Origin of the sequence: Brucella pecoris (assembly GCF_006376675.1) — a bacterium.
GTDB lineage: Bacteria > Pseudomonadota > Alphaproteobacteria > Rhizobiales > Rhizobiaceae > Brucella > Brucella pecoris.
Genome location: NZ_VEWK01000006.1, coordinates 35,736 through 55,648, shown reverse-complemented (window position 1 = coordinate 55,648; position 19,913 = coordinate 35,736). Strand labels below are relative to the sequence as shown.

Genomic DNA, 19,913 nt, shown 5'->3' with positions numbered 1-19,913 from the left:
GAGCGGGGCCTCTCAGCCCCGCCTTTCTACACACTTACTGTTCCGAGAATTCCAGAACCGTGCCGCTGGCATTTTCCGGCAGCACGGCGATGCCCGCAGATGTCTTCACGTGGGAAACGCTATTGGCGTCAAGAACGCCGCGCGCCTTGTCCAGCGAAGCAACCCGGATGCGCAAAACGGCGAAAGCCTTGCCAGGCGTCGCAGCAAAATCGACGCCGGGATAGATTTCTGAGGCTTTTTCCTCGCTTACAACCAATATGTCCGCCGAGCGTGGACCGGTCGAAACCTTCCAGCCGCCATCCCGTGTATCGGCCTTGCCATTGGCGTACAGGCGGGCAAAACCTCTGGCAGCGGTTTCCGGCTCGGATGAAATGGCAACAATGGCGGAAAGGCCATTCGCACCGTTTGCATGTTCGATCAGTTCCGGCAGCCAGACTGTTTCGCGGGTCTTGTGCTGGCACATGAACACCATGCCCTGCGGCACTTCGCTTTCTGCGAAGGATACGGTTTCAAAAGCTGCGACACCCTCACTGCCACCCGGCAGTTGCACCGGGCGCTGGAACACGCCGACCTCACCTGTCTTGATGCCAAGTGCGCCCAGTTCCGTCTTGGCATCGCGCGCATTGTCGATCCGGCAGGCAATGGCATGGAGGCCTTCGCCCTGCGCTGTCAGTTTCTCGCGCTGGTGCAGATTACCCGGCGTCTCGGCGACGATACCAAGCAGCTCGAAATAATCCTCGGGAAACATGATGGTGTAGTTGCCGGTTCCCTTCTCCTTGCTGTGGAGACCGCGCGGGCTCAGCGTAAATCCGAAACGGCGATATTGCGCAGCACTTTTCTCCAGATCGCCGACCAGCAGGAAAACATGATCGACGCCTTTGACAGGATGAGACATACAAAACTTCCTTTTTATTTCTTCGTCGGAGCCAGAACGATCTCGTGGATCGTAACCTTGGGATTCATATTGGCAACATAGAGCGCGGTTTCGGCCATATCCTCGGGCTGGATCACATCATCCATGCGGGAGAGATCGAAGCCCGGTCGACGCGCGAGAAGCGGCGTCGCCACCTCGCCGGGGCACAGCACCGTTGACCGGATGCCGTTCGGCCCTTCCTGCGCATTCAGGCTGGCACTCAGATCGTTGAGCGCATGTTTGGAAGCGCCATAAGGAACGCCGCCATTCGGTGATGAGAACCTCCCCGCCCATGACGATGTGTGGATCATCAGGCCGCCGCCCTGGGCCCGCATGGGAGTCAGGGCAGCGGCAATCACATTGATCGCTCCCTTGATGTTGATGTCGATGACATCATCCCATGAGTCGAAATCGATATCTGCCCAGTTACGGCGCGGAATATTGAGGCCGGCATTGTTGCAGAGCACGTTCAGACGGCCTGCCCATTCCACGATGGCGCTGGCGGTAGCGACAACTGCCTCGCGGTCGAGAACGTCCGCTGGAAATATCTGCGCCTCGCCACCATTGGAGACGATTTCTTCGGCAATCGATGCAAGCGAATCCGCCTTGCGGCCCGTCAGCGCCACCGGCCAGCCCTCGCGCGCAAACCGTCGCGCCATGGCAGCGCCGATGCCCGATCCGGCACCGGTTATCCAGACCGCACCACGTTCGTTCTTGCCCGAATTTGCGTTCTGCTCGGGGGAATTCTGGCTCATCAACAAACTCCGTCGTAGAAAATCGACACTTATTAACGCAGGCTGGTCGAGAAATTTTACCAATTTTTCTCGACATATTAGTTTATCTTGACAATATCGCCACGGATTCTAGCATATCAATGCTTGCATACAATAAAGACCCTCTGAAGTAGCATTTTGTTGCGATTTCAGGGGCTTGAACAATATTGGGACGTGCGGGAAAAGAGGCTCGAAAGCCCTCCCTCAACGTCCTTCAGGGGAACAGAGAATGCATATCAAAAAAGTTGGCCTTGGCCTGTTTCTTGCGGCGTTTTCGCTTGCGACAGCGCCTTCGCACGCCGAAGACGTAAAGCGCGGCGGTACTGTCATCGTCCATATGAATACCGAGCAGGGTGTGCTTAACCCTGCTCTACGCGCCTCCACCGGCGTCTATCAGATCACCGGCCGCATCATGGAGCCGCTGATCGACCGCACCTATGAGGGCTATGTGCCCGTTCTGGCGACGAACTGGTCATCCTCCGAAGACGGCAAGGCCATCACCTTCAAGCTGCGCGAGAATGTGCGCTGGCACGACGGCCAGCCTTTCACCTGCGATGATGTTTCGTTCAGCGCGATGAACCTCTGGAAAAAATTGCTCAACTATTCGACCACGCTTCAGGCCAATCTCGAAGCCGTCGACTGCACCGGTCCGCATACGGCAGTGTTCCGCTACTCCAAGCCGATGCCTCTGGAATTGCTGGTCGCCGCCATGCCAGATCTCGGCCATCCGGTGCCGAAGCATCTTTATGAAGGCACCGATATTCTGAAGAACAAGTACAATTCCGCGCCGGTTGGCACGGGACCATTCAAGTTCGTCGAATATGAGCGCGGCCAGCACATCATTGCCGAGCGCAACGATGATTACTGGCGCGGCAAGGAATATCCTTACCTCGACCGCGTCATCTGGCGTTTCATGCCGGACAAGGCCGCTGCTGCCGCAGCGCTCGAGGCCGGTGAAATGATGGAAACCGCCTTCAACGGCATTTCCATGTCGGATACCGAGCGCCTCCAGAAGGATGGCCGCTTCGACACCGGCACCAAGGGCTTCGAAAACAACGTCGCCCACTCGACCATCGAGTTCAACCTGCGCAATCCGATCCTTGCCAATCTGAAGGTTCGTCAGGCGATCTATCACGCGCTCGATATCGATTTCGCTATCAAGACGATCATGCGCGGCTATGCCAAGCCGGGCCGTGGCCCGATCCCGAGCGCCGGCGGCGCCAACTATACGGATCAGGTTCAAACCTACCCGTATGATGTTGAAAAGGCCAAGAAACTGCTCGACGAAGCCGGTTATCCGGCTGGTCCTGACGGCATCCGCTTCAAGCTGCGCCATCGCCCGGCACCATGGGGCGAATATACGCAGCTCTGGGCTGAATATTACGCTCAGGCGATGAAGGAAGTCGGCATCGACGTCGAAATCCTGACCAATGATGCGCCGGGCTTCCTGAACGGTGTTTATCGCGATCACGACTTCGACACGGCAAGCGGCTGGCATCAGTTCCGCTCCGATCCGGCCGTATCCACGACGGTCTGGCTGCGCTCCGGCGCTCCAGTTGGCACCGCATGGTCCAACCAGTTCGACTACAAGTCTGACGAGATGGACAGCCTGATCGACAAGGCCGCGAGCGAACTGGACCCGGCCAAACGCGCCGATCTCTATCACCAGATCCAGCAGCTTGAGATGAAGGACCTGCCTGTCATCTTCGCCATCGAACATCCGTTCGTCGGCGTGACCAACAAGGTTCTCAAAAACCACCACAACACGCCGCGGTGGGATTCATCAAGCTGGTACGACCTCTGGATCGACCAATAAGCGATACACAACCGCTGCCGGGCTCTCCGGCAGCGGTTCCTCTCTTCCCTGAATGCTGAAATGAATATCTTGCAGGATAATCCGCAATGCCCCTGCCCCCGATCCTGACTTTTGCGCTGCGGCGCATCTTACAGGCGATCCCCGTCATTCTTCTCATCATGATCGGGGCGTTCCTGCTGATCAAGCTTGCGCCCGGCGACACGGTTGACGCGCTTGTTGGCGACATGGGTGGTGCAGACCCGCAATTCGTCGCCAATCTGCGCGCCGAATACGGCCTCGACCAGCCGGTCTGGACGCAGCTCTGGATTTACATGACCAAGCTGGCACGGTTCGATTTTGGCTGGTCTTATGTCTATGAACTGCCTGTGCTGGACGTGCTGATGGCCCGCCTCGTGCCGACGCTCCTGCTGATGGTTTCGTCCCTGTCGGTGGCGTTCATTTTTGGCATCACGCTTGGGGCTTTCGCCGCGCGCAAGGCTTATTCGCTGACCGACAATGTCATCTCCACGCTCGGCCTTGTCTTCTACGCCATGCCGAGCTTCTTCCTCAGCCTCATTTTGATGTTCATCTTTTCCGTCAAGCTCGGCTGGCTGCCGGTCGGCGGCTACAAGACGCTGGGCGGTTTCTATACCGGCTGGAAGAATGTCTGGGATATTGCCGTCCACCTCGTCATGCCGACAACGGCGCTTTCGCTTATCTATCTCGCTTTCTACATGCGCCTGATGCGTACCAGCGTGCTGGAAGTAGCCGACCTCGATTATGTTCGGACCGCACGCGCCAAAGGCGCCAGCGGTGCAAGGCTGATGTTCCATCACATCATGCGCAACGCCTTCCTGCCTGTCGTCACGCTGCTCGGCCTGCAGTTCTCGACCGTGCTTGGCGGCTCGGTTGTGATCGAGACGATCTTCTCGCTGCCCGGCCTTGGCCAGCTCGCCTACACCTCCGTGATCAAGCGCGACCTCAACACGCTCATGGGCATCATCTTCCTGTGCTCGGTGCTGGTGGTGATCGTCAATTTCATCACCGATCTCATCTATGCGCGGCTTGATTCCAGGATCGAACTGTCATGACTTCCCAGGACCTCTCCCTCACCCGCCCGCAGGTCTCCCGCACGAAAATTCTGTGGCAGCGCTTCAGCCGCAACCGCGCCGCCGTGCTGGGCCTCATCCTCTTCATTGCCGTGGTCCTGATCGCGCTGCTGGCCGATGTCATTGCGTCCGGCGACCCGCTGCGGCGCGCTGGCGATCCGCTCGTCTGGCCATTCGTCAACGCGGCAACGCCGCTGGGCACCGATCAGCTCGGGCGCGATATCATGGCAGGCATCTTCCATGGCGCGCGCATCTCGCTTCTGATCGGCGTGGTGGCCACCCTGATTTCCATCGTGATCGGCATCGTCATCGGCGCTCTTGCCGGCTATTATGGCGGCTGGGTGGATGACGTTCTGATGCGCATCACCGAGGCCTTCCAGACCGTGCCGAGTTTCGTGCTGCTTCTGACACTGGTGGCGATCTTCGGTTCTTCCATCGAGAATATCATCATCTGCATCGGCATCGTGTCATGGACCGCGCCTGCCCGCATGGTGCGCGCCGAATTTCTGGCGTTGCGCAAGCGCGAATTCATCGATGCCGCGCGCAATCTGGGCGTCGGCAACATGTCGATTATCTTCCGCGAAATCCTGCCAAATGCCCTGCCGCCGGTGATCGTCTTCGCATCCGTGGTGATGGCCACCTCCATCCTGATGGAAAGCGCTCTCGCCTTCCTTGGTCTCGGCGATCCGAACTATGCAAGCTGGGGCAACATGATCGGCCAGGGTCGCGCCGTGCTGCGCACCGACTGGTTCTGCTCGGTCATTCCCGGCATCGCCATTCTGCTCACCGTTCTTTCCTTCAGCCTGCTCGGCGAAGGCCTGAACGACGCGCTCAATCCGAGGCAGAAGAAATAATGAACGCCGCACCCGTTCTTGAAATTAAAAACCTGCAGATTGCATTGCCGAAGGGCGCCGACCGTCCCTATGCCTTGCAGGACCTGACACTGACCATCAATCCCGGTGAGATCGTCTGTCTCGTTGGCGAAAGCGGCTCCGGCAAATCGCTTTCGGCAGGCGCGATCATGCGCCTTCTGCCGGAACCGCATGTGCATGTGACCCACGGCACGATCAAGCTTGAAGGCACCGATCTTTATTCACTCAGCGAAGCCGATATGAAGAAACTGCGCGGCGACCGCATCGGCATGATCTTTCAGGAGCCGATGACTGCGCTCAACCCGCAGAAGACAGTTGGTTGGCAGATCGATGAAGTGCTGCGCCTGCACACTAAACTTGGCCGCAAGGAGCGCCGTGCCGCCGTACTGGATATGCTGGCAGAGGTGAAGATACCGGACCCGGAATCCGCCTATAACGCCTATCCGCACCAGATTTCGGGCGGACAGCGTCAGCGCGTCATGATTGCGATGGCATTGATCCTGAAACCGCGTCTCATTATCGCCGATGAACCGACCACGGCGCTCGACGTGACCACGCAGGCACAAATCCTGAAACTGATCCGCGATTTGCAGCGCGAACACAATACCGGCATTCTGTTCATCACGCATGACTTCGGCGTAGTGGCCGAAATTGCCGACCGCGTCGCCGTGCTGCGGCTTGGCGAACTGGTCGAAGAAGGCCCGGCAAGTGAAGTGCTGAACCATCCGCAGCACCCCTATACAAAGGCGCTGATTGCATCGGTTCCGGCCCTCACGCCACCCGAACCCAAGCCATCGGTGGACGCCCAGCCGGTCATTCTCAAGGCGAGCGCTTTACGCAAAACCTTCAAGGCGCGCGGCGGCTTGCTCATTGGCAAAAGAAGTGCCGTTCCGGCCGTGAAGGACCTTTCGTTCGAGCTGCGTCAGGGCGAAACGCTCGGCGTCGTCGGCGAAAGCGGCTCAGGCAAGACAACCGTTTCGCGCATCGTCACGCGTCTGCTGGAAGCCGATAGCGGCAAGGTCGATGTGAATGGCAGGGATTTTCTGAGCGCCAGCCCGCGAGAAGTGCGCGCCATGCGCAAGGACATCCAAATGGTCTTTCAGGACCCTATGGCCTCGCTCAACCCGCGCCGCCGCGTCGTGGACCTGATCGCACAGGGGCCTATCGTCCATGGCGTGTCGAAGGAACAGGCCCATGCGAAAGCACGCGAGCTGCTGGAGCTGGTCGAACTTTCGCCCGCTGCCGCCGACCGATTTCCGCATGAGTTCTCGGGCGGACAGCGCCAGCGTATCGGCATCGCCCGCGCGCTGGCTCTGGAGCCGCGCATCGTTGTTGCGGATGAACCGGTCTCCGCGCTCGATGTCTCCGTGCAGGCGCAAGTTCTTCGTCTTCTTGCTGACCTGCGCGAACGGCTCAACCTGTCGCTGCTTTTCGTAACGCATGATCTGCGCGTCGCTGCCCAGCTTTGTGATCGTATCATCGTGATGTCCAAGGGCGAGATCGCAGAAACAGGACCGACAGCCGAAGTCTTCGCCAATCCGCAACATGAATATACACAGCGCCTGCTTGCCTCCATTCCCGGCAAGGGCTGGACACCGCCTCGTTTGGAAAATGCGTGAAGCCATGCAGAACATAGTCTTTCCACCCTCCATCTGGGCTGCTACTGCCCCTGCCCGCATACCGGCCAAGCCGCTGACCGATGACGCGGAAGCCGATGTCGCCATTGTCGGCGGTGGTTTTACGGGGCTTTCGGCAGCACTCCATCTGGCAAAACGCGGCAAGCGTGTCATCCTGCTGGAAGGCAATGCCGTGGGCTGGGGCGCATCGGGGCGCAACAACGGACAGGTCATCCCGACCATGACTTCCGCCGAGCCCGATGCAATCGCCAAACGCTATGGCGCTTCGGGTGAACGTTTTGCCAGACTGATCGGCAATAGCGCCGACATTCTTTTCTCCATCGTGCGCGACGAAAACATCGAAGCCGAGGCCGAGCAGAACGGCTGGTTCCAGCCCGCCCATTCGCCGGGCCGGGTGAAGCTTTCGCAAACCCGCGTGGACGCGTGGAAACGCTTCGGCTTTCCGGCAGAGTTTTTCGACCGTGCAGCGACATCGCGGCTGTTGGGCAGCGATTTCTGGTATGGCGGCATGTTCAACCCGACCGGCGGCCATATCAACCCGCTGGCTTTCGCGCGCGGGCTTGCAGCCGCTGCCGAACGCCACGGCGCGATCATTCACGAGCAAAGCCCGGTCATCTCCTATGCCCAGGTGGGCGACCATTGGGAAGTCAAGACTGCCAGCGCCACAGTGCGCGCCAAGGGCTTCCTGCTCGCCACCAATGCCTATACCGGCGAGCTGCGTGAGGGACTTGCCCCACGCCTCGCTCGCACCATCGTGCCGGTACTCTCGTGGCAGATGGCGACCGCGCCCGTCAGTGACAATCTGCGCGCAACGATTTTGCCCGGACGGCAAGCGGTTTCCGATACACGCGGCGACCTGCGCTTCTTCCGCTACGATGCCCGCAACCGGCTGATTACCGGCGGCGTGGTGATGGGCGATTTCAACATTGCCGAACGCGTCAAGCGCAAGACGGCACGCAACATGGCGGAAGCCTTTCCAGCGCTCGGGCAACCGGAAATCACCCATGTGTGGAGCGGCTATATCGGCATGACGTGGGATCGCTTTCCACGCGTTCATCAGCTCGGCCCCAATGGCTGGGCGTGGATCGGCTGCAACGGGCGTGGGGTCGCTCTGGGCACATCGCTTGGGCGTGAATTCGCACGCGCGCTGGATGGCGAGCCGGTACAGGAGCTTGCCCTTCCCGTCTCGGAACCGGCACCGCTGCCTTTTCATAAGGTCGCCCGAAAAATTGCACCGTTCTATCTCGCATGGCTTCGGCGCAAGGATCTCTCCGAGCCAAATCTTTAAGTCATCTCATTCAACGTTCATGTGAAAGGTCAGGTCCATGAATCAAATGTCAATTCTCGAACGTCGCCGCATCGAAGCGCTGGTTCTCAAGAATGTTTACGAAGTCATTCGCGAACGCTCCGGTGAGGAAGAAGCGCAGGCGGCAATCGGTGAAGCCGTCAGCCGTTCGGCCATCGAACAGGGCAAGAGCTTTGCCGACGAGCTGGGCCGCACGCCGACGATACAGGATTTTGCCGACATCCAGCCACTATGGACGAAGGAAAACGCGCTGGAGATCGACGTGATTTCGCAGGGCGAAAATCACTTCGATTTCAACGTCACACGCTGCCGCTATTCGGAAATGTATCGCGAGATGGGTCTTGGCCATATCGGTCATCTGCTCTCCTGCAATCGCGATGGCGATTTCTGCATCGGCTACAATCCCGAAATGAAGCTGGAACGCACGCAGACCATCATGAAGGGCGCAAGCCACTGCGATTTCCGCTATCGCCTCGACACGACTGAAGACAACACAAAAGGAGCCTGACATGCCGGTTGAAAACTGGACATCGAACCAGCTTGACGAACTCGTCGCGTTCCGCCGTGACCTGCACGAAAACCCCGAGCTGCTTTACGATGTGAACCGGACGGCGGAAAAGGTCGCCGAAGCGCTGCGTGCCGCGGGCGTTGATGAGGTCGTGACCGGCATCGGACGCACTGGCGTCGTCGGCGTCATTCGTGGGCAGTCGAACCGCTCCGGTCGCGCCATCGGTCTGCGGGCCGACATGGATGCGCTGCCGATCCTCGAAGAAACCGGCGCTGAATGGTCGTCGAAAGTGCCGGGCAAGATGCATGCCTGCGGCCATGACGGGCATACGACCATGCTTCTGGGCGCGGCCCGCGAACTGGCGCAAAGCCGCGCCTTCGACGGCACGGTCATCGTGATCTTCCAGCCCGCCGAAGAAGGTGGCGCTGGCGCCAAGGCGATGATCGACGACGGTCTGTTCAAGCGCTGGCCGGTCAACGAAGTCTATGGCATGCATAATCGACCCAACCTCGCGGTCGGTCATTTCACCATCAATTCCGGCCCGATCATGGGGTCGGTCGATGTTCTCGACATCACCATTGAGGGCGTTGGCGGACATGCGGCCTCACCACACCAGACCATCGATCCCATTCCGGTGACGGCAGCACTCATTCAGGCGATCCAGACTCTGACGGCGCGGACCATCGATCCGCTGGATTCCGCCGTGATCTCGATCACCACCATTCAGGGTGGCGATGCGTTCAACGTCATTCCGCAGAAAATCCGGCTAACCGGCACGGTTCGTACGCTTCGCGAGGAAGTGCGCGATCATATCGAGGAAAAGCTGACCCGCGCTGTGCAGGGCATTGCCGATGCTTTCGGGGCCAAGGCCACGCTCGACTATCAGCGCAGCTACCCTGTCACCGTCAATCACGAGCAGGAAACGGAACTGGCGGCAATCGCCGCAGAAGCGGTCGCTGGTTCCGACCGTGTGACGCGCGACATGCCGGCGACGTTGGGCGGTGAAGATTTTGCCTTCATGCTGAACGAAGTGCCGGGCGCGATGATCAATATCGGCAACGGCCCAAGCGCCAATCTCCATCACCCGAAATATGACTTCAACGACGATGTCATTGCCTGGGGTTGCTCATACTGGACGACGCTGGTTCGCCATCGTCTGCCGGTCGAGAACTGATTGCTGCCAACATAAAAAAGGGCGGCTCCCATGAGGAGCTGCCTTTTTCACCTTACGTAAAAGCGAAGTTTTTAAACAATAAAACCTCTAGTTTATCCAAGCCTCTCGTAATATAACGCGCTCCCAACAATCCATCGCGGCTTTTCCCGGTGGGAAAAGCGAATCCGGTTTGGACGCATATCCTGAATGGGAAATGCGGGAAGCCAATGGTAGAGCGGGAAATCCATGAATATCGAGTCCGCCTTGAGTGACAGCGCCAATATTTTTGACCTTGCGCCAATTTCCCTGTGGCTTGAGGATTATAGCGGCCTGCGCAAGCAGTTCGAAGAATGGCGAGCGCTTGGCGTTACCGATCTCAGGGCTTTCCTACATGAAGACACGACCCGGCTTCGCATCTGCACCAGCCATATCCGGGTCCTGAAGGTCAACCGCAAGACGCTTTCGCTTTTCGAGGCAGACAGCGTCAGCCATTTGGTCGCCAATCTCGAACGTGTGTTTCGCGACGACATGCTGGACCCGCATATCGACGAGATGGTCCAGCTCTGGAACGGCGGCAATGCTTTCTCAAGCGACACCATCAACTATTCGCTCAGTGGCAAGCGGCTCGATATCCAGCTCAAGGGTGTCGTGCTGCCCGGCTATGAGCACACGTGGGAGCGCGTTCTGCTTTCCATCGAAGATGTGACCGCACGCGAAAATGCCCGTCGCGAAGAGGACCGGCACAAGCAGCACGCGCAGGGGCTTTTCGAGCATTCGCCGGTCTCGCTCTGGGTTGAGGATTTCAGCCGCATCAAACAACTGATGGACGATGTACGTCAGCGCGGCATCGTTGATTTTCGGGTGTTTACCGACGTGCATCCGGAATTCGTGCGCCAGTGCATGAGCGAAATCCGGGTTCTTGAAATCAACACCGAGACGACTGCCCTCTTCCTTGCGCCTGACAAGAAGGCGCTGCTGCAGAACCTGCCGCTCGTCTTCAAGGACGAAATGGAATCATCGTTCCGCGAACAGCTCATCGATCTGTGGAACGGTGTCCTGTTCCAGCGACGCGAAGTGGTGAACTATGCACTCGACGGCTCCGAGCGGCATGTTCTTCTGCAGCTCTCGGTTTTGCCGGGGCATGAAACGGACTGGTCGCTTGTGCAGATCGCGCTTACCGACATCACTGCGCGCAAGAAGGCCGAAGCCTATCTGGAATATCTGGGCAAGCACGACGTGCTGACCAAGCTGCACAATCGCGCCTATTATGTCGATGAACTGAACCGGCTTGAACGCAAGGGCCATACGCCCGTTTCTGTCATCATCATCGATCTCAATGGCCTCAAGGCTGCGAATGACCAATGGGGCCATGCGACAGGCGATGGATTGCTGCGGCGCATCGGTGAAGTGCTGAATGAAGCCGTGAAGCAGCCGGGCCACGCGGCCCGCATCGGCGGCGACGAATTCGCGGTTGTGCTGCCTTATGTGGATGAGCGCGGTACGGAGGCCATGGTTGAGGACATCCAGCGGCTGGTCGATATCAACAACCAGTATTATTCCCAGCTCAAGCTAAACCTTTCCATCGGTTCTGCGACAAGTATGCCAGGCGAAAAGCTGGAAACTGTCGCCAAGCGGGCCGACCTGCTGATGTATGAGAACAAGCGCCAGCAATATACGACGGGTATGAGCTAATCGTCGAACTTGATGACGGTCTTTCCGCGCGTCAGATCGGTGACGAGGCGGGATAGTTCATCCCGCGCGGCAATGGGCATAGCGCCTGTGATTTCCACGCCGGTGCCGGTGAAGTTCTCTTGCGCAATGGCGAGGTTTTCCACCGCTGTCAGACGTGCTTTCAACAAAGCATGATCTGAAAAATCGCAGGCAAACTGAAATCCCACCAGCGGGATGACCTCGGTTTTCTCCGCCTGTCGCAGACAGGTCGCAGCCGTGCCGCCATAAGCGCGCATCAGGCCCCCGCTGCCTAGCAAAATACCGCCGAACCAGCGCGTAACCACAATGGCAATATTGTCCAGTTGCTGGCCGTCGATGGCCTGCAGGATCGGCTTTCCTGCCGTTCCGCTTGGCTCTCCATCATCGCTGAAACGGTAGTTCTGCCCCATGCGCCAGGCCCAGCAATTATGGCTGGCCGACAGGTCGGAATGCTCGCTCAAAAAATCCTTCGCCGCCTGCTCGCTCGCGACAGGTGCGGCGATGGCCAGAAACCGACTTTTCCTGATCTCCTGACTAAAGGTTTCGACGCGACTGATCGTGAACATGGCAATCCTACAAAGATGATTTCGCGGCCTAGCATTTTCCATTGAGGATGACGACCCCTTCCAGCTTCCCCCGGCATTGCGCCCACCAGATATAGGGTATAAGGCAATTGGAAAATGAGCCCTTCTTTTTGGGCTCTGTTCTTGCATATCCAGATGAAAGGTCCCGCCGATGTTCGATTTGATCGTGAGAAACGCCAATCTCCCCGACGGTCGCGAGAAGCAGGACATTTTGGTCAAGGACGGCAAGATTGCCGATATCGTGCCTTCCAAGGGGGAGCATCAGGCAGCTCAGGAAATCGATGCAACCGACCGGCTCGTAACCCCGCCTTTCGTCGATCCGCATTTCCACATGGATGCCACCCTGTCGCTCGGCCTGCCGCGCCTCAACCGTTCCGGTACCCTTCTTGAAGGTATCGCGCTCTGGGGCGAACTGAAGCCGATACTGACCGTTGAAGCCATGGTGGAACGCGCGCTGCGCTATTGCGATCTGGCCGTTTCGCAAGGGTTGCTCGCCATTCGCAGCCACGTCGATGTCAGCGACCCGCGCCTCCTCACCGCTGAAGCGATGATCGAAGTGCGCGAGAAGGTGAAACCCTATATCGACCTGCAACTCGTGGCCTTCCCGCAGGACGGTTATTATCGTTCGCCGGGCGCGGTCGAACTCGTCAACCGCTCGCTCGATATGGGCCTCGACGTCGTCGGCGGCATCCCGCATTTCGAACGCACCATGGCCGATGGCGCAGCCTCGCTGGAAGAACTCTGCCGCATTGCCGCTGAACGCGGCCTGCCGGTCGATATCCATTGCGACGAAAGCGACGATCCGATGTCGCGCCATGTCGAAACGCTGGCAGCGCAAACAATGCGCTTCGGCCTTCAAGGCCGCGTTTCCGGCTCGCATCTGACCTCCATGCATTCCATGGACAATTATTACGTCTCGAAACTCATTCCGCTGATTGCGGAAGCCAAGATGAATGCCATTCCGAACCCGCTCATCAACATCACGCTTCAGGGCCGTGCGGATAGCTATCCGAAGCGTCGCGGCATGACGCGCGTGCCGGAACTGATGGCTGCTGGCATCAATGTCGCGTTCGGCCATGACTGCGTGATGGACCCCTGGTACTCGATGGGTTCCGGTGACATGCTGGAAGTCGGCCACATGGCGATCCATGTCGCACAGATGACCTCCATCGAAGGCAAGAAACAGGTTTTCGACGCGCTCACCGTCAATTCCGCCAAGGCGCTGGGCCTTGAAGGCTATGGCCTTGCAAAAGGCTGCAATGCGGATTTCGTGGTGCTGCAGGCACGTGACCCGATTGAAGCGCTGCGCCTCAAGGCAAACCGTCTCAAGGTCGTGAAGCGCGGCAAGGTCATCGCCGAAACCCCGCAGCGCATAAGCCGCATCAACCTCGAAGGCCGTCCGTCTTCGGTTGACGGGGCTGACTACGCACCAGTCGGCCAGCTTTAGAATCTTCTTGAATTAAAGGTGGTTTGGGCAATGATGGAAATCGTTGCTCATGAAATCCGCACGTCAAAACGAAGCAACCGGCTGCGCGCGCCCGTGCGCCGAAAACACACATGAGGGGTCCCTGACCAAATGACAAAAATCATCAAAACACCGAACTTTACCCGTCGCGACATTCTCGCAATGTCTGCAGCACTCGGCGCAACGGCAATCACCACCCGCGTCTTCGCCGCCGATGAAAAGCTGAAGGTCGCAGGCATCCACGCCTCGCCGGTCGAAAATGCCTGGAATTCACGCCTCCACGACGCACTGAAACAGGCCAATGACGAAGGCGTCATCGAATATGTCTTCTCCGAAGGCGTTTCGGCAAGCGACTATCCCCGCGCCATGCGCGAATATGCCGAACAGGGCATCAAGCTGATCGTCGGCGAATCCTATGCCGTCGAACGCGAAGCCCGCCAGGTGGCAGGCGATTATCCGAAGACGGCTTTCGTGTTGGGCTCCTCCGGCAAGCCGCAGGGCGATAATTTCGGTGTTTTTGGCACATGGAACTTCGAGGCCGCCTATCTCGCGGGCATGCTGGCAGGCGCGATGAGCAAATCCGGCACGTTCGGCTCGGTCGGCGCCGTGCCGATCCCGGAAGTCAACATGCTTATCAATGCCTTTCAGGACGGCGTGAAGGAAACCCGCCCAGACGCGAAATTCATCGCGTCGTTCATCGGCACCTTCTTCGACCCGCCAAAGGCACGTGAAGCCGGTCTTGCCCAGATCGACTCGGGCGCGGACATCCTTTTCGGTGAGCGCATCGGCACGGCGGACGCCGCCAAGGAACGCGGCATCAAGGCCATCGGCTCCCTGATCGACTATACGCCGCGTTACCCGGATACGGTTTTTGCCAATGCGATCTGGAATTTCCGCCCGATCCTCAATGCGGCTGTCGCCGACGTGAAGGCCAGCCAGGCAACCGGCAAGGATTACACGCCATTCAGCCTGATGAAGGAAGGCGGCAACGACATCATCTACGTCAAGGGCATTGCCCCTGCCGAGGCCGAAGCCAAAATGGAAGCCCGTCGTGTGGAACTGAAGGAAGGCAAGTTCGAGTACAAGCCGAACCCGGCCGAACCAAAGTAAGACGGGCAGGCATTCCGTGGCAATCGACATGAACCGGCAGGATGCAACCGCGCTCGCGAAGGCGATCGCCGACGGATTCCTTACGGCGGAAGAAGCCATGGACGCCGCCCTCACCGCCGCAGAAAAATGGCGCCCTCTGGGCGCCATTGCATATCTCGATCGCGATTTTGGCCGCTCTGGTGCCATTGCATTCGATGCAGCGCCATCCAGAGCAACCTTCGCGGGCGTTCCCTCCCTGTTCAAGGATCTGGGCGGTCCCTGTGCTGGTCTGCCGATCCGGCTCGGCTCACAGGCATTCCTTAATGCCTCACCGCAGATGGATTCCGAGCTTGGCCGCCGGTTGCGCGCAGCCGGGCTCAACTTTTTTGGCACCACCACTGTCCCCGAATTCGGTCTGGCGCTTGCGAGCGAGCCATCGGGAGCACCGCACGCACGCCATCCCTTCGATGAAACGCTTTCACCCGGCGGCTCGTCCGGCGGAGCGGCAGCAGCCGTTGCGGCCGGGATCGTCGCAATTGCGCACGCCACCGACGCGGGCGGCTCCATTCGTGTGCCAGCCGCGACGTGTGGTCTTATCGGCCTGAAACCCAGTCGTGGCGCGATACCAGCGGGTCCGCATTTCGGCAATTATCTCGCAGGCATTGCAAGCGAGTTTGCACTTTGTCGTTCAGTGCGCGACGCGAAAGCGCTTCTGCCGCTTGTCGAAGGCAACACGGAAGGCTTTCTGCCTGACCCCGCGATGCAGGCAGGCGATTTGCCAAACCGCCTTCGTGTGGGTGTCGTGACCGGCGACCTCTCCGCCTATCCGGTCGCGCCCGAACGTCTGCAGGTTGTGGCCGATGCAGCGCATTTCCTTGAAGCGCAGGGGCACGCAATTCGCGAAATCCCGGCTTCGGAATTCAGCCCGCTGATCGCTTCCAGCGCACGTGCTTTCGACCGCATCATTTCCGTCAATCTCGCTGCTGCAATCGATTTTCTGGCCCTTGATGAAGACAAGCTGGAACCGCTTACCCGTGCGGTTGCGGAGCGCGGGCGGCGCATGGAAGCCACCGCGCTTTACCGCGCCATGAACGGAGCCGTCAGCGCTACACATATGTTGTGGCAGATTTTCCGCGACATCGACGTGCTGATTACGCCTATGCTCGCGCGCGGGCCGATGCCGCTCGGTTCCTTTCCGATGGATCACGGCGATGTCGATGTGCATTGGCAGAAGATGAATGCCTTCGCGCCTTATGCGGCACTTGCCAATCTTTCCGGTTTCCCGGCACTCTCGCTTCCCTTTGGAACCGACGCTAACGACATGCCGGTCGCCTTGCAGCTTGTGGCGCCGATGGGCGCTGACCGGCTGCTTCTGAACCTTGGCCAGCGTCTGGAGGAGGACCAGCGGTGGCAGCACAGATTTCCCGTTGCGGGGTTGAGCATATGACGACGACCGTTCTTGAACTACAGAACATCACCAAGCGGTTTGGCCAGCTTACGGCCAATGACGACATTTCGTTGAAGCTTGAGCGCGGCGAAATCCTCGCTTTTCTTGGCGAGAATGGTGCAGGCAAAACCACGCTGATGAACATCCTGTTCGGCCATTATGTGCCGGACGAAGGCCGCGTCTTCGTCAAGGGCGAGGAAATCCCGCAAGGCAAGCCTCGCGCTGCCATCGATGCGGGCGTGGGCATGGTACACCAGCATTTCACGCTCGCGCCCAACCTCACAGTGCTTGAAAATATCATCACCGGCACTGAAAGCCTCTGGAAGCTTAAATCGGCACACGGACCCGCGCGCACCAAGATTGCCGACATTGCCAAACGCTTCGGCCTTCAGGTCGATCCCGATGCTCGACTTGGCGATCTTTCTGTCGGCGAACAGCAGCGTGTGGAAATTCTGAAAGCGCTCTATAACGACGCCGATATTCTGATCCTCGACGAGCCGACTGCCGTTCTGACCACGCAGGAAGCCGAAAACCTGTTCGCGACACTGAAAGAAATGGCGCGTCAGGGCCTGTCGCTGATCTTCATCTCGCACAAGCTGCATGAAGTCATGTCGGCAGCCGACCGCGTTGTCGTCCTGCGCGGTGGAAAGCTTGTCGCTGAGCGCAAGGCTTCCGAAACCTCGAAAGAGGAACTCGCCGAACTGATGGTCGGCCGTCGCGTTTCGCGCCCTTCGCGCGCTGCGGCCACGCCCGGCGAAACCTTGCTGGAAGCCAAGAATATAACCGTGGTGGAAGATGGCGCAACCCGCCTTAGCGATCTCGACTTTCATCTCCGCGCTGGTGAAACGCTCGGCATCATTGGCGTGTCGGGCAATGGGCAAGCAGCGCTTGGGCGTCTTGTTTCAGGCCTTAGCCAGCCTGCGAGCGGCTCACTTGTCATGTTCGGGCAGACCGTCACCAAATTCGACCCCCGCCAGTTTGTGGCGGAAGGTGTTGGCCGCATTCCGGAAGATCGCAATGCGGAAGGCGCAATCGGTGACCTAACACTTTGGGAAAATGCTGTTCTGGAACGCGTGCGTGATCCGCAGTTTTCCAATGGTCTTCTGGTCAACCGCACGGCTGCGCGTGAATTTACCGACCGGATCATCAAGGACTTCGATGTGCGCGGCGGAACGCCCGACAGCCGCATTCGACTGCTTTCCGGGGGCAACATGCAGAAGCTCATTCTGGGCCGCAATCTGGAAACCGCCCCGCGCATCCTGATCGCGGCGCAGCCGACACGCGGCCTCGACGAAGGTGCCGTCGCAGCCATCCATGCCCGCATTCTGGAAGCACGCACCAAGGGAGCGGCGGTGCTGCTAATCTCGGAAGACCTCGATGAAATTATCGGCCTTGCCGACCGGGTTCAGGCCATCGTCAAAGGCAGGCTATCGCCGCCCATCGACGCGGAAGAAGCCGATGCACAACGGCTGGGCCTGATGATGGCTGGCGAATGGCAGACAAATACCACGAAGGGGCTGAACTGATGCGTATTGAACGACGCGAAACACGGCCCATGGCTCTGGTAGCAACCGCGCCGGTTCTCGCCGTCTTGACCGCCTTCGTGCTTGCCGGACTGCTGATTGCCGCCGCCGGTGCGCCGGTTCTCGAATCCTTCCGCCAGATCGCCATTGGTGCTTTCGGCAACAAACTTTCGATCACCGAAACGCTCACTCGCGCAACGCCGCTGATGCTGACCGGCCTTGCCGCCGCCGTCGCCTTCCGCTCCAAACTCTGGAATATCGGTGCCGAAGGCCAGTTCTATATGGGCGCTCTTGCGGTCGTCGCCTGTGGCACACAATTGCAGCTTCCGGCTCCCATACTTATTCCACTGCTGCTTGTGGTCGGCGCAATTGCAGGTATGATTTTCCTGCTCATTCCGCTCGGCCTTCGCCTGCGTTTCGGTGTCGATGAAGTGGTGACGACGCTGCTTTTGAACTTCGTTGCCGTGCTCATCGTCTCGATGATGATCGAAGGTCCGATGAAAGACCCCCTCGCCTTTGGCTGGCCGCAATCCGAGCCTGTGCCGGATGCGGCAGTGCTGCCGAAAATCATGGCAGGTATGCGGCTTCACATCGGTATCGTCATCGCCATCGCTCTGGCGCTCATCCTCGCCTATGTGCAAAAGCGCACCGTGTTCGGGCTTGAAACCAAGGCTGCAGGTCTCAATCCGCGCGCCGCGCGCTTTGCAGGCGTTCCGCTGGGCAAGACGCTGGTAAAAGTCGCCTGCATTTCTGGTGGTCTTGCAGGCCTTGCAGGCGCGATACAGGTCATGGGCGTGAAGGGTTACGTGACGACCGATCTGTCGCCCGGCTTCGGCTATTCTGGCATCATCGTCGCCATGCTGGCCAATTTGAATCCTATCGGCGCGATCTTCTCAGCGCTTTTTGCAGCCGCAATGTTCGTTGGTGCTGACGGCATGAGCCGCGCTATCGGCATTCCAAGCTTCATTGCCGATGTCACCGTGGCTCTGTCGCTCCTGACCATGCTGGTTGCTCTGTTCTTCACACAATACAGGATCGCCCGATGAACGAGTTGATGGATATCCTGCTGTCCGCAGGCCTCTGGGTCTCGGTCCTGCGCATCGCAACGCCGCTGATCTTCGGTACGCTTGGCGCACTTTATTGCGAGCGTGCGGGCGTGCTCAATCTCGGCATTGAAGGCATCATGACCTTCGGCGCGATGATCGGCTGGCTGACGGTCTATAATGGCGCGGATCTTTGGACAGGCGTGCTTGCAGCGGCAGCATCCGGTGCCTTGTTTGGCCTGCTTCATGCAGCCCTCACCGTACCGCTCGGTCTGTCACAGCATGTCGTGGGCTTGGGCATCACGTTGTTTGCATCGAGCCTCAGCTATTTCCTGTTTCGTCTTCTGGTGCCGCTCTCTTCAACTCCGCCGACGATCACGCCTTTCCAGCCGGTCAACCCGTCCTGGCTTACGGATATTCCGTTTATCGGGCAGGTGTTCGGAACGCAGACGGCGCTGACATGGATCGCCATTCCACTGGCGCTGCTGCTCGGTTACGTGCTCTTTCGCACACCGCTTGGCCTCGCCATCCGCATGACAGGCGAAAACCCGCATGCCGCCGAAGCGCAGGGCATCAATCCGATCCGCGTGCGCATTTTCACGATCATGTTCGGCAGCGCGCTTATGGCTGTCGGCGGTGCATTCCTCACGCTCTCCGCCTTCAACTCGTTCTTCCCGACGATGATGCAGGGGCGCGGCTGGGTCTGTATCGCGCTTGTCGTCTTCGCCTCGTGGAAACCTGCCCGCGCACTTCTGGGCGCACTTCTATTTGCGCTGTTCGACGCGTTCCAGCTACGCCTGCAGACGGTCTACGGCAAGGTCGTGCCTTACCAGCTCTTCCTGATGATCCCTTACATCATGTCGATTGTGGCGCTGATCGTCATGGCGCGGCGCGCACGTGTTCCGCAAGCGTTGATGCAGCCTTATCGTCGCGGCGAGCGATAAGCATGCAAACAAAAACGGCGCCCGAAGGCGCCGTTTCCTTTT

17 protein-coding genes are annotated in these 19,913 nt (G+C 59.0%); 14 read left to right on the top strand and 3 right to left on the bottom strand.

Going from position 1 to position 19,913, the window contains the following annotated elements:
• Positions 1-34: 34 nt before the first annotated feature.
• Complete coding sequence (locus FIB18_RS12720; RefSeq protein ID WP_140021069.1) at positions 35-895, bottom strand: VOC family protein; 861 nt, start codon at positions 893-895, stop codon at positions 35-37.
• A 14-nt stretch (positions 896-909) separates the two neighbouring features.
• Positions 910-1,668: an SDR family oxidoreductase gene (locus tag FIB18_RS12715; RefSeq protein WP_140021068.1), complete on the bottom strand. Its 759-nt coding sequence runs from the start codon at positions 1,666-1,668 to the stop codon at positions 910-912.
• A gap of 247 nt (positions 1,669-1,915) precedes the next feature.
• On the opposite strand from FIB18_RS12715, the gene FIB18_RS12710 reads away from it, so the two are divergent.
• The 8 genes from FIB18_RS12710 to FIB18_RS12675 all read left to right on the top strand — a co-directional run bounded on the left by FIB18_RS12710 (position 1,916) and on the right by FIB18_RS12675 (position 11,758).
• On the top strand, positions 1,916-3,502 hold the full coding sequence (locus FIB18_RS12710) for an ABC transporter substrate-binding protein (RefSeq protein ID WP_140021067.1): 1,587 nt from the start codon (positions 1,916-1,918) through the stop codon (positions 3,500-3,502).
• A gap of 86 nt (positions 3,503-3,588) precedes the next feature.
• The gene (locus FIB18_RS12705) at positions 3,589-4,572 is read left to right on the top strand and encodes an ABC transporter permease (RefSeq protein WP_140021066.1); all 984 of its coding nucleotides are present in this window, start codon (positions 3,589-3,591) and stop codon (positions 4,570-4,572) included.
• Positions 4,569-5,444: an ABC transporter permease gene (locus FIB18_RS12700; RefSeq protein ID WP_140021065.1), complete on the top strand. Its 876-nt coding sequence runs from the start codon at positions 4,569-4,571 to the stop codon at positions 5,442-5,444. The genes FIB18_RS12705 and FIB18_RS12700 overlap by 4 nt, the downstream gene beginning before the upstream one ends.
• A complete protein-coding gene (locus tag FIB18_RS12695; protein WP_235894888.1) occupies positions 5,444-7,081 on the top strand; it encodes an ABC transporter ATP-binding protein in 1,638 nt (545 codons plus the stop codon). Before FIB18_RS12700 ends, FIB18_RS12695 begins: the two co-directional genes overlap by 1 nt.
• 4 nt (positions 7,082-7,085) lie before the next feature.
• Complete coding sequence (locus FIB18_RS12690; protein ID WP_140021064.1) at positions 7,086-8,387, top strand: NAD(P)/FAD-dependent oxidoreductase; 1,302 nt, start codon at positions 7,086-7,088, stop codon at positions 8,385-8,387.
• 37 nt (positions 8,388-8,424) lie between these two features.
• Positions 8,425-8,913, top strand: coding sequence for an L-2-amino-thiazoline-4-carboxylic acid hydrolase (locus FIB18_RS12685; RefSeq protein ID WP_140021063.1), 489 nt, complete (start codon positions 8,425-8,427; stop codon positions 8,911-8,913).
• Position 8,914: 1 nt separating this feature from the next.
• The gene (locus FIB18_RS12680) at positions 8,915-10,087 is read left to right on the top strand and encodes a M20 aminoacylase family protein (protein ID WP_140021062.1); all 1,173 of its coding nucleotides are present in this window, start codon (positions 8,915-8,917) and stop codon (positions 10,085-10,087) included.
• A gap of 225 nt (positions 10,088-10,312) precedes the next feature.
• Positions 10,313-11,758, top strand: a complete 1,446-nt coding sequence (locus tag FIB18_RS12675) for a sensor domain-containing diguanylate cyclase (protein ID WP_140021061.1) — start codon at positions 10,313-10,315, stop codon at positions 11,756-11,758.
• On the opposite strand, the gene FIB18_RS12670 is transcribed toward FIB18_RS12675, so the two are convergent.
• Positions 11,755-12,342, bottom strand: coding sequence for an IMPACT family protein (locus FIB18_RS12670; protein ID WP_140021060.1), 588 nt, complete (start codon positions 12,340-12,342; stop codon positions 11,755-11,757). The genes FIB18_RS12675 and FIB18_RS12670 overlap by 4 nt on opposite strands.
• A 169-nt stretch (positions 12,343-12,511) precedes the next feature.
• On the opposite strand from FIB18_RS12670, the gene FIB18_RS12665 reads away from it, so the two are divergent.
• The 6 genes from FIB18_RS12665 (at position 12,512) to FIB18_RS12640 (ending at position 19,871) form a co-directional block, all read left to right on the top strand.
• Positions 12,512-13,807: an amidohydrolase family protein gene (locus tag FIB18_RS12665; protein WP_140021059.1), complete on the top strand. Its 1,296-nt coding sequence runs from the start codon at positions 12,512-12,514 to the stop codon at positions 13,805-13,807.
• Positions 13,808-13,936: 129 nt separating this feature from the next.
• A complete protein-coding gene (locus FIB18_RS12660) occupies positions 13,937-14,935 on the top strand; it encodes a BMP family protein (RefSeq protein WP_140021058.1) in 999 nt (332 codons plus the stop codon).
• A gap of 28 nt (positions 14,936-14,963) precedes the next feature.
• On the top strand, positions 14,964-16,361 hold the full coding sequence (locus FIB18_RS12655; protein WP_140021057.1) for an amidase: 1,398 nt from the start codon (positions 14,964-14,966) through the stop codon (positions 16,359-16,361).
• Positions 16,358-17,887 carry an ABC transporter ATP-binding protein gene (locus FIB18_RS12650; RefSeq protein ID WP_140021056.1) on the top strand — a complete coding sequence of 510 codons (1,530 nt, stop codon included), beginning with the start codon at positions 16,358-16,360 and terminating at the stop codon, positions 17,885-17,887. The genes FIB18_RS12655 and FIB18_RS12650 overlap by 4 nt, the downstream gene beginning before the upstream one ends.
• Positions 17,887-18,930, top strand: coding sequence for an ABC transporter permease (locus FIB18_RS12645; protein ID WP_140021236.1), 1,044 nt, complete (start codon positions 17,887-17,889; stop codon positions 18,928-18,930). The genes FIB18_RS12650 and FIB18_RS12645 overlap by 1 nt, the downstream gene beginning before the upstream one ends.
• Positions 18,927-19,871: an ABC transporter permease gene (locus FIB18_RS12640; RefSeq protein WP_140021055.1), complete on the top strand. Its 945-nt coding sequence runs from the start codon at positions 18,927-18,929 to the stop codon at positions 19,869-19,871. Before FIB18_RS12645 ends, FIB18_RS12640 begins: the two co-directional genes overlap by 4 nt.
• Positions 19,872-19,913: the final 42 nt, after the last annotated feature.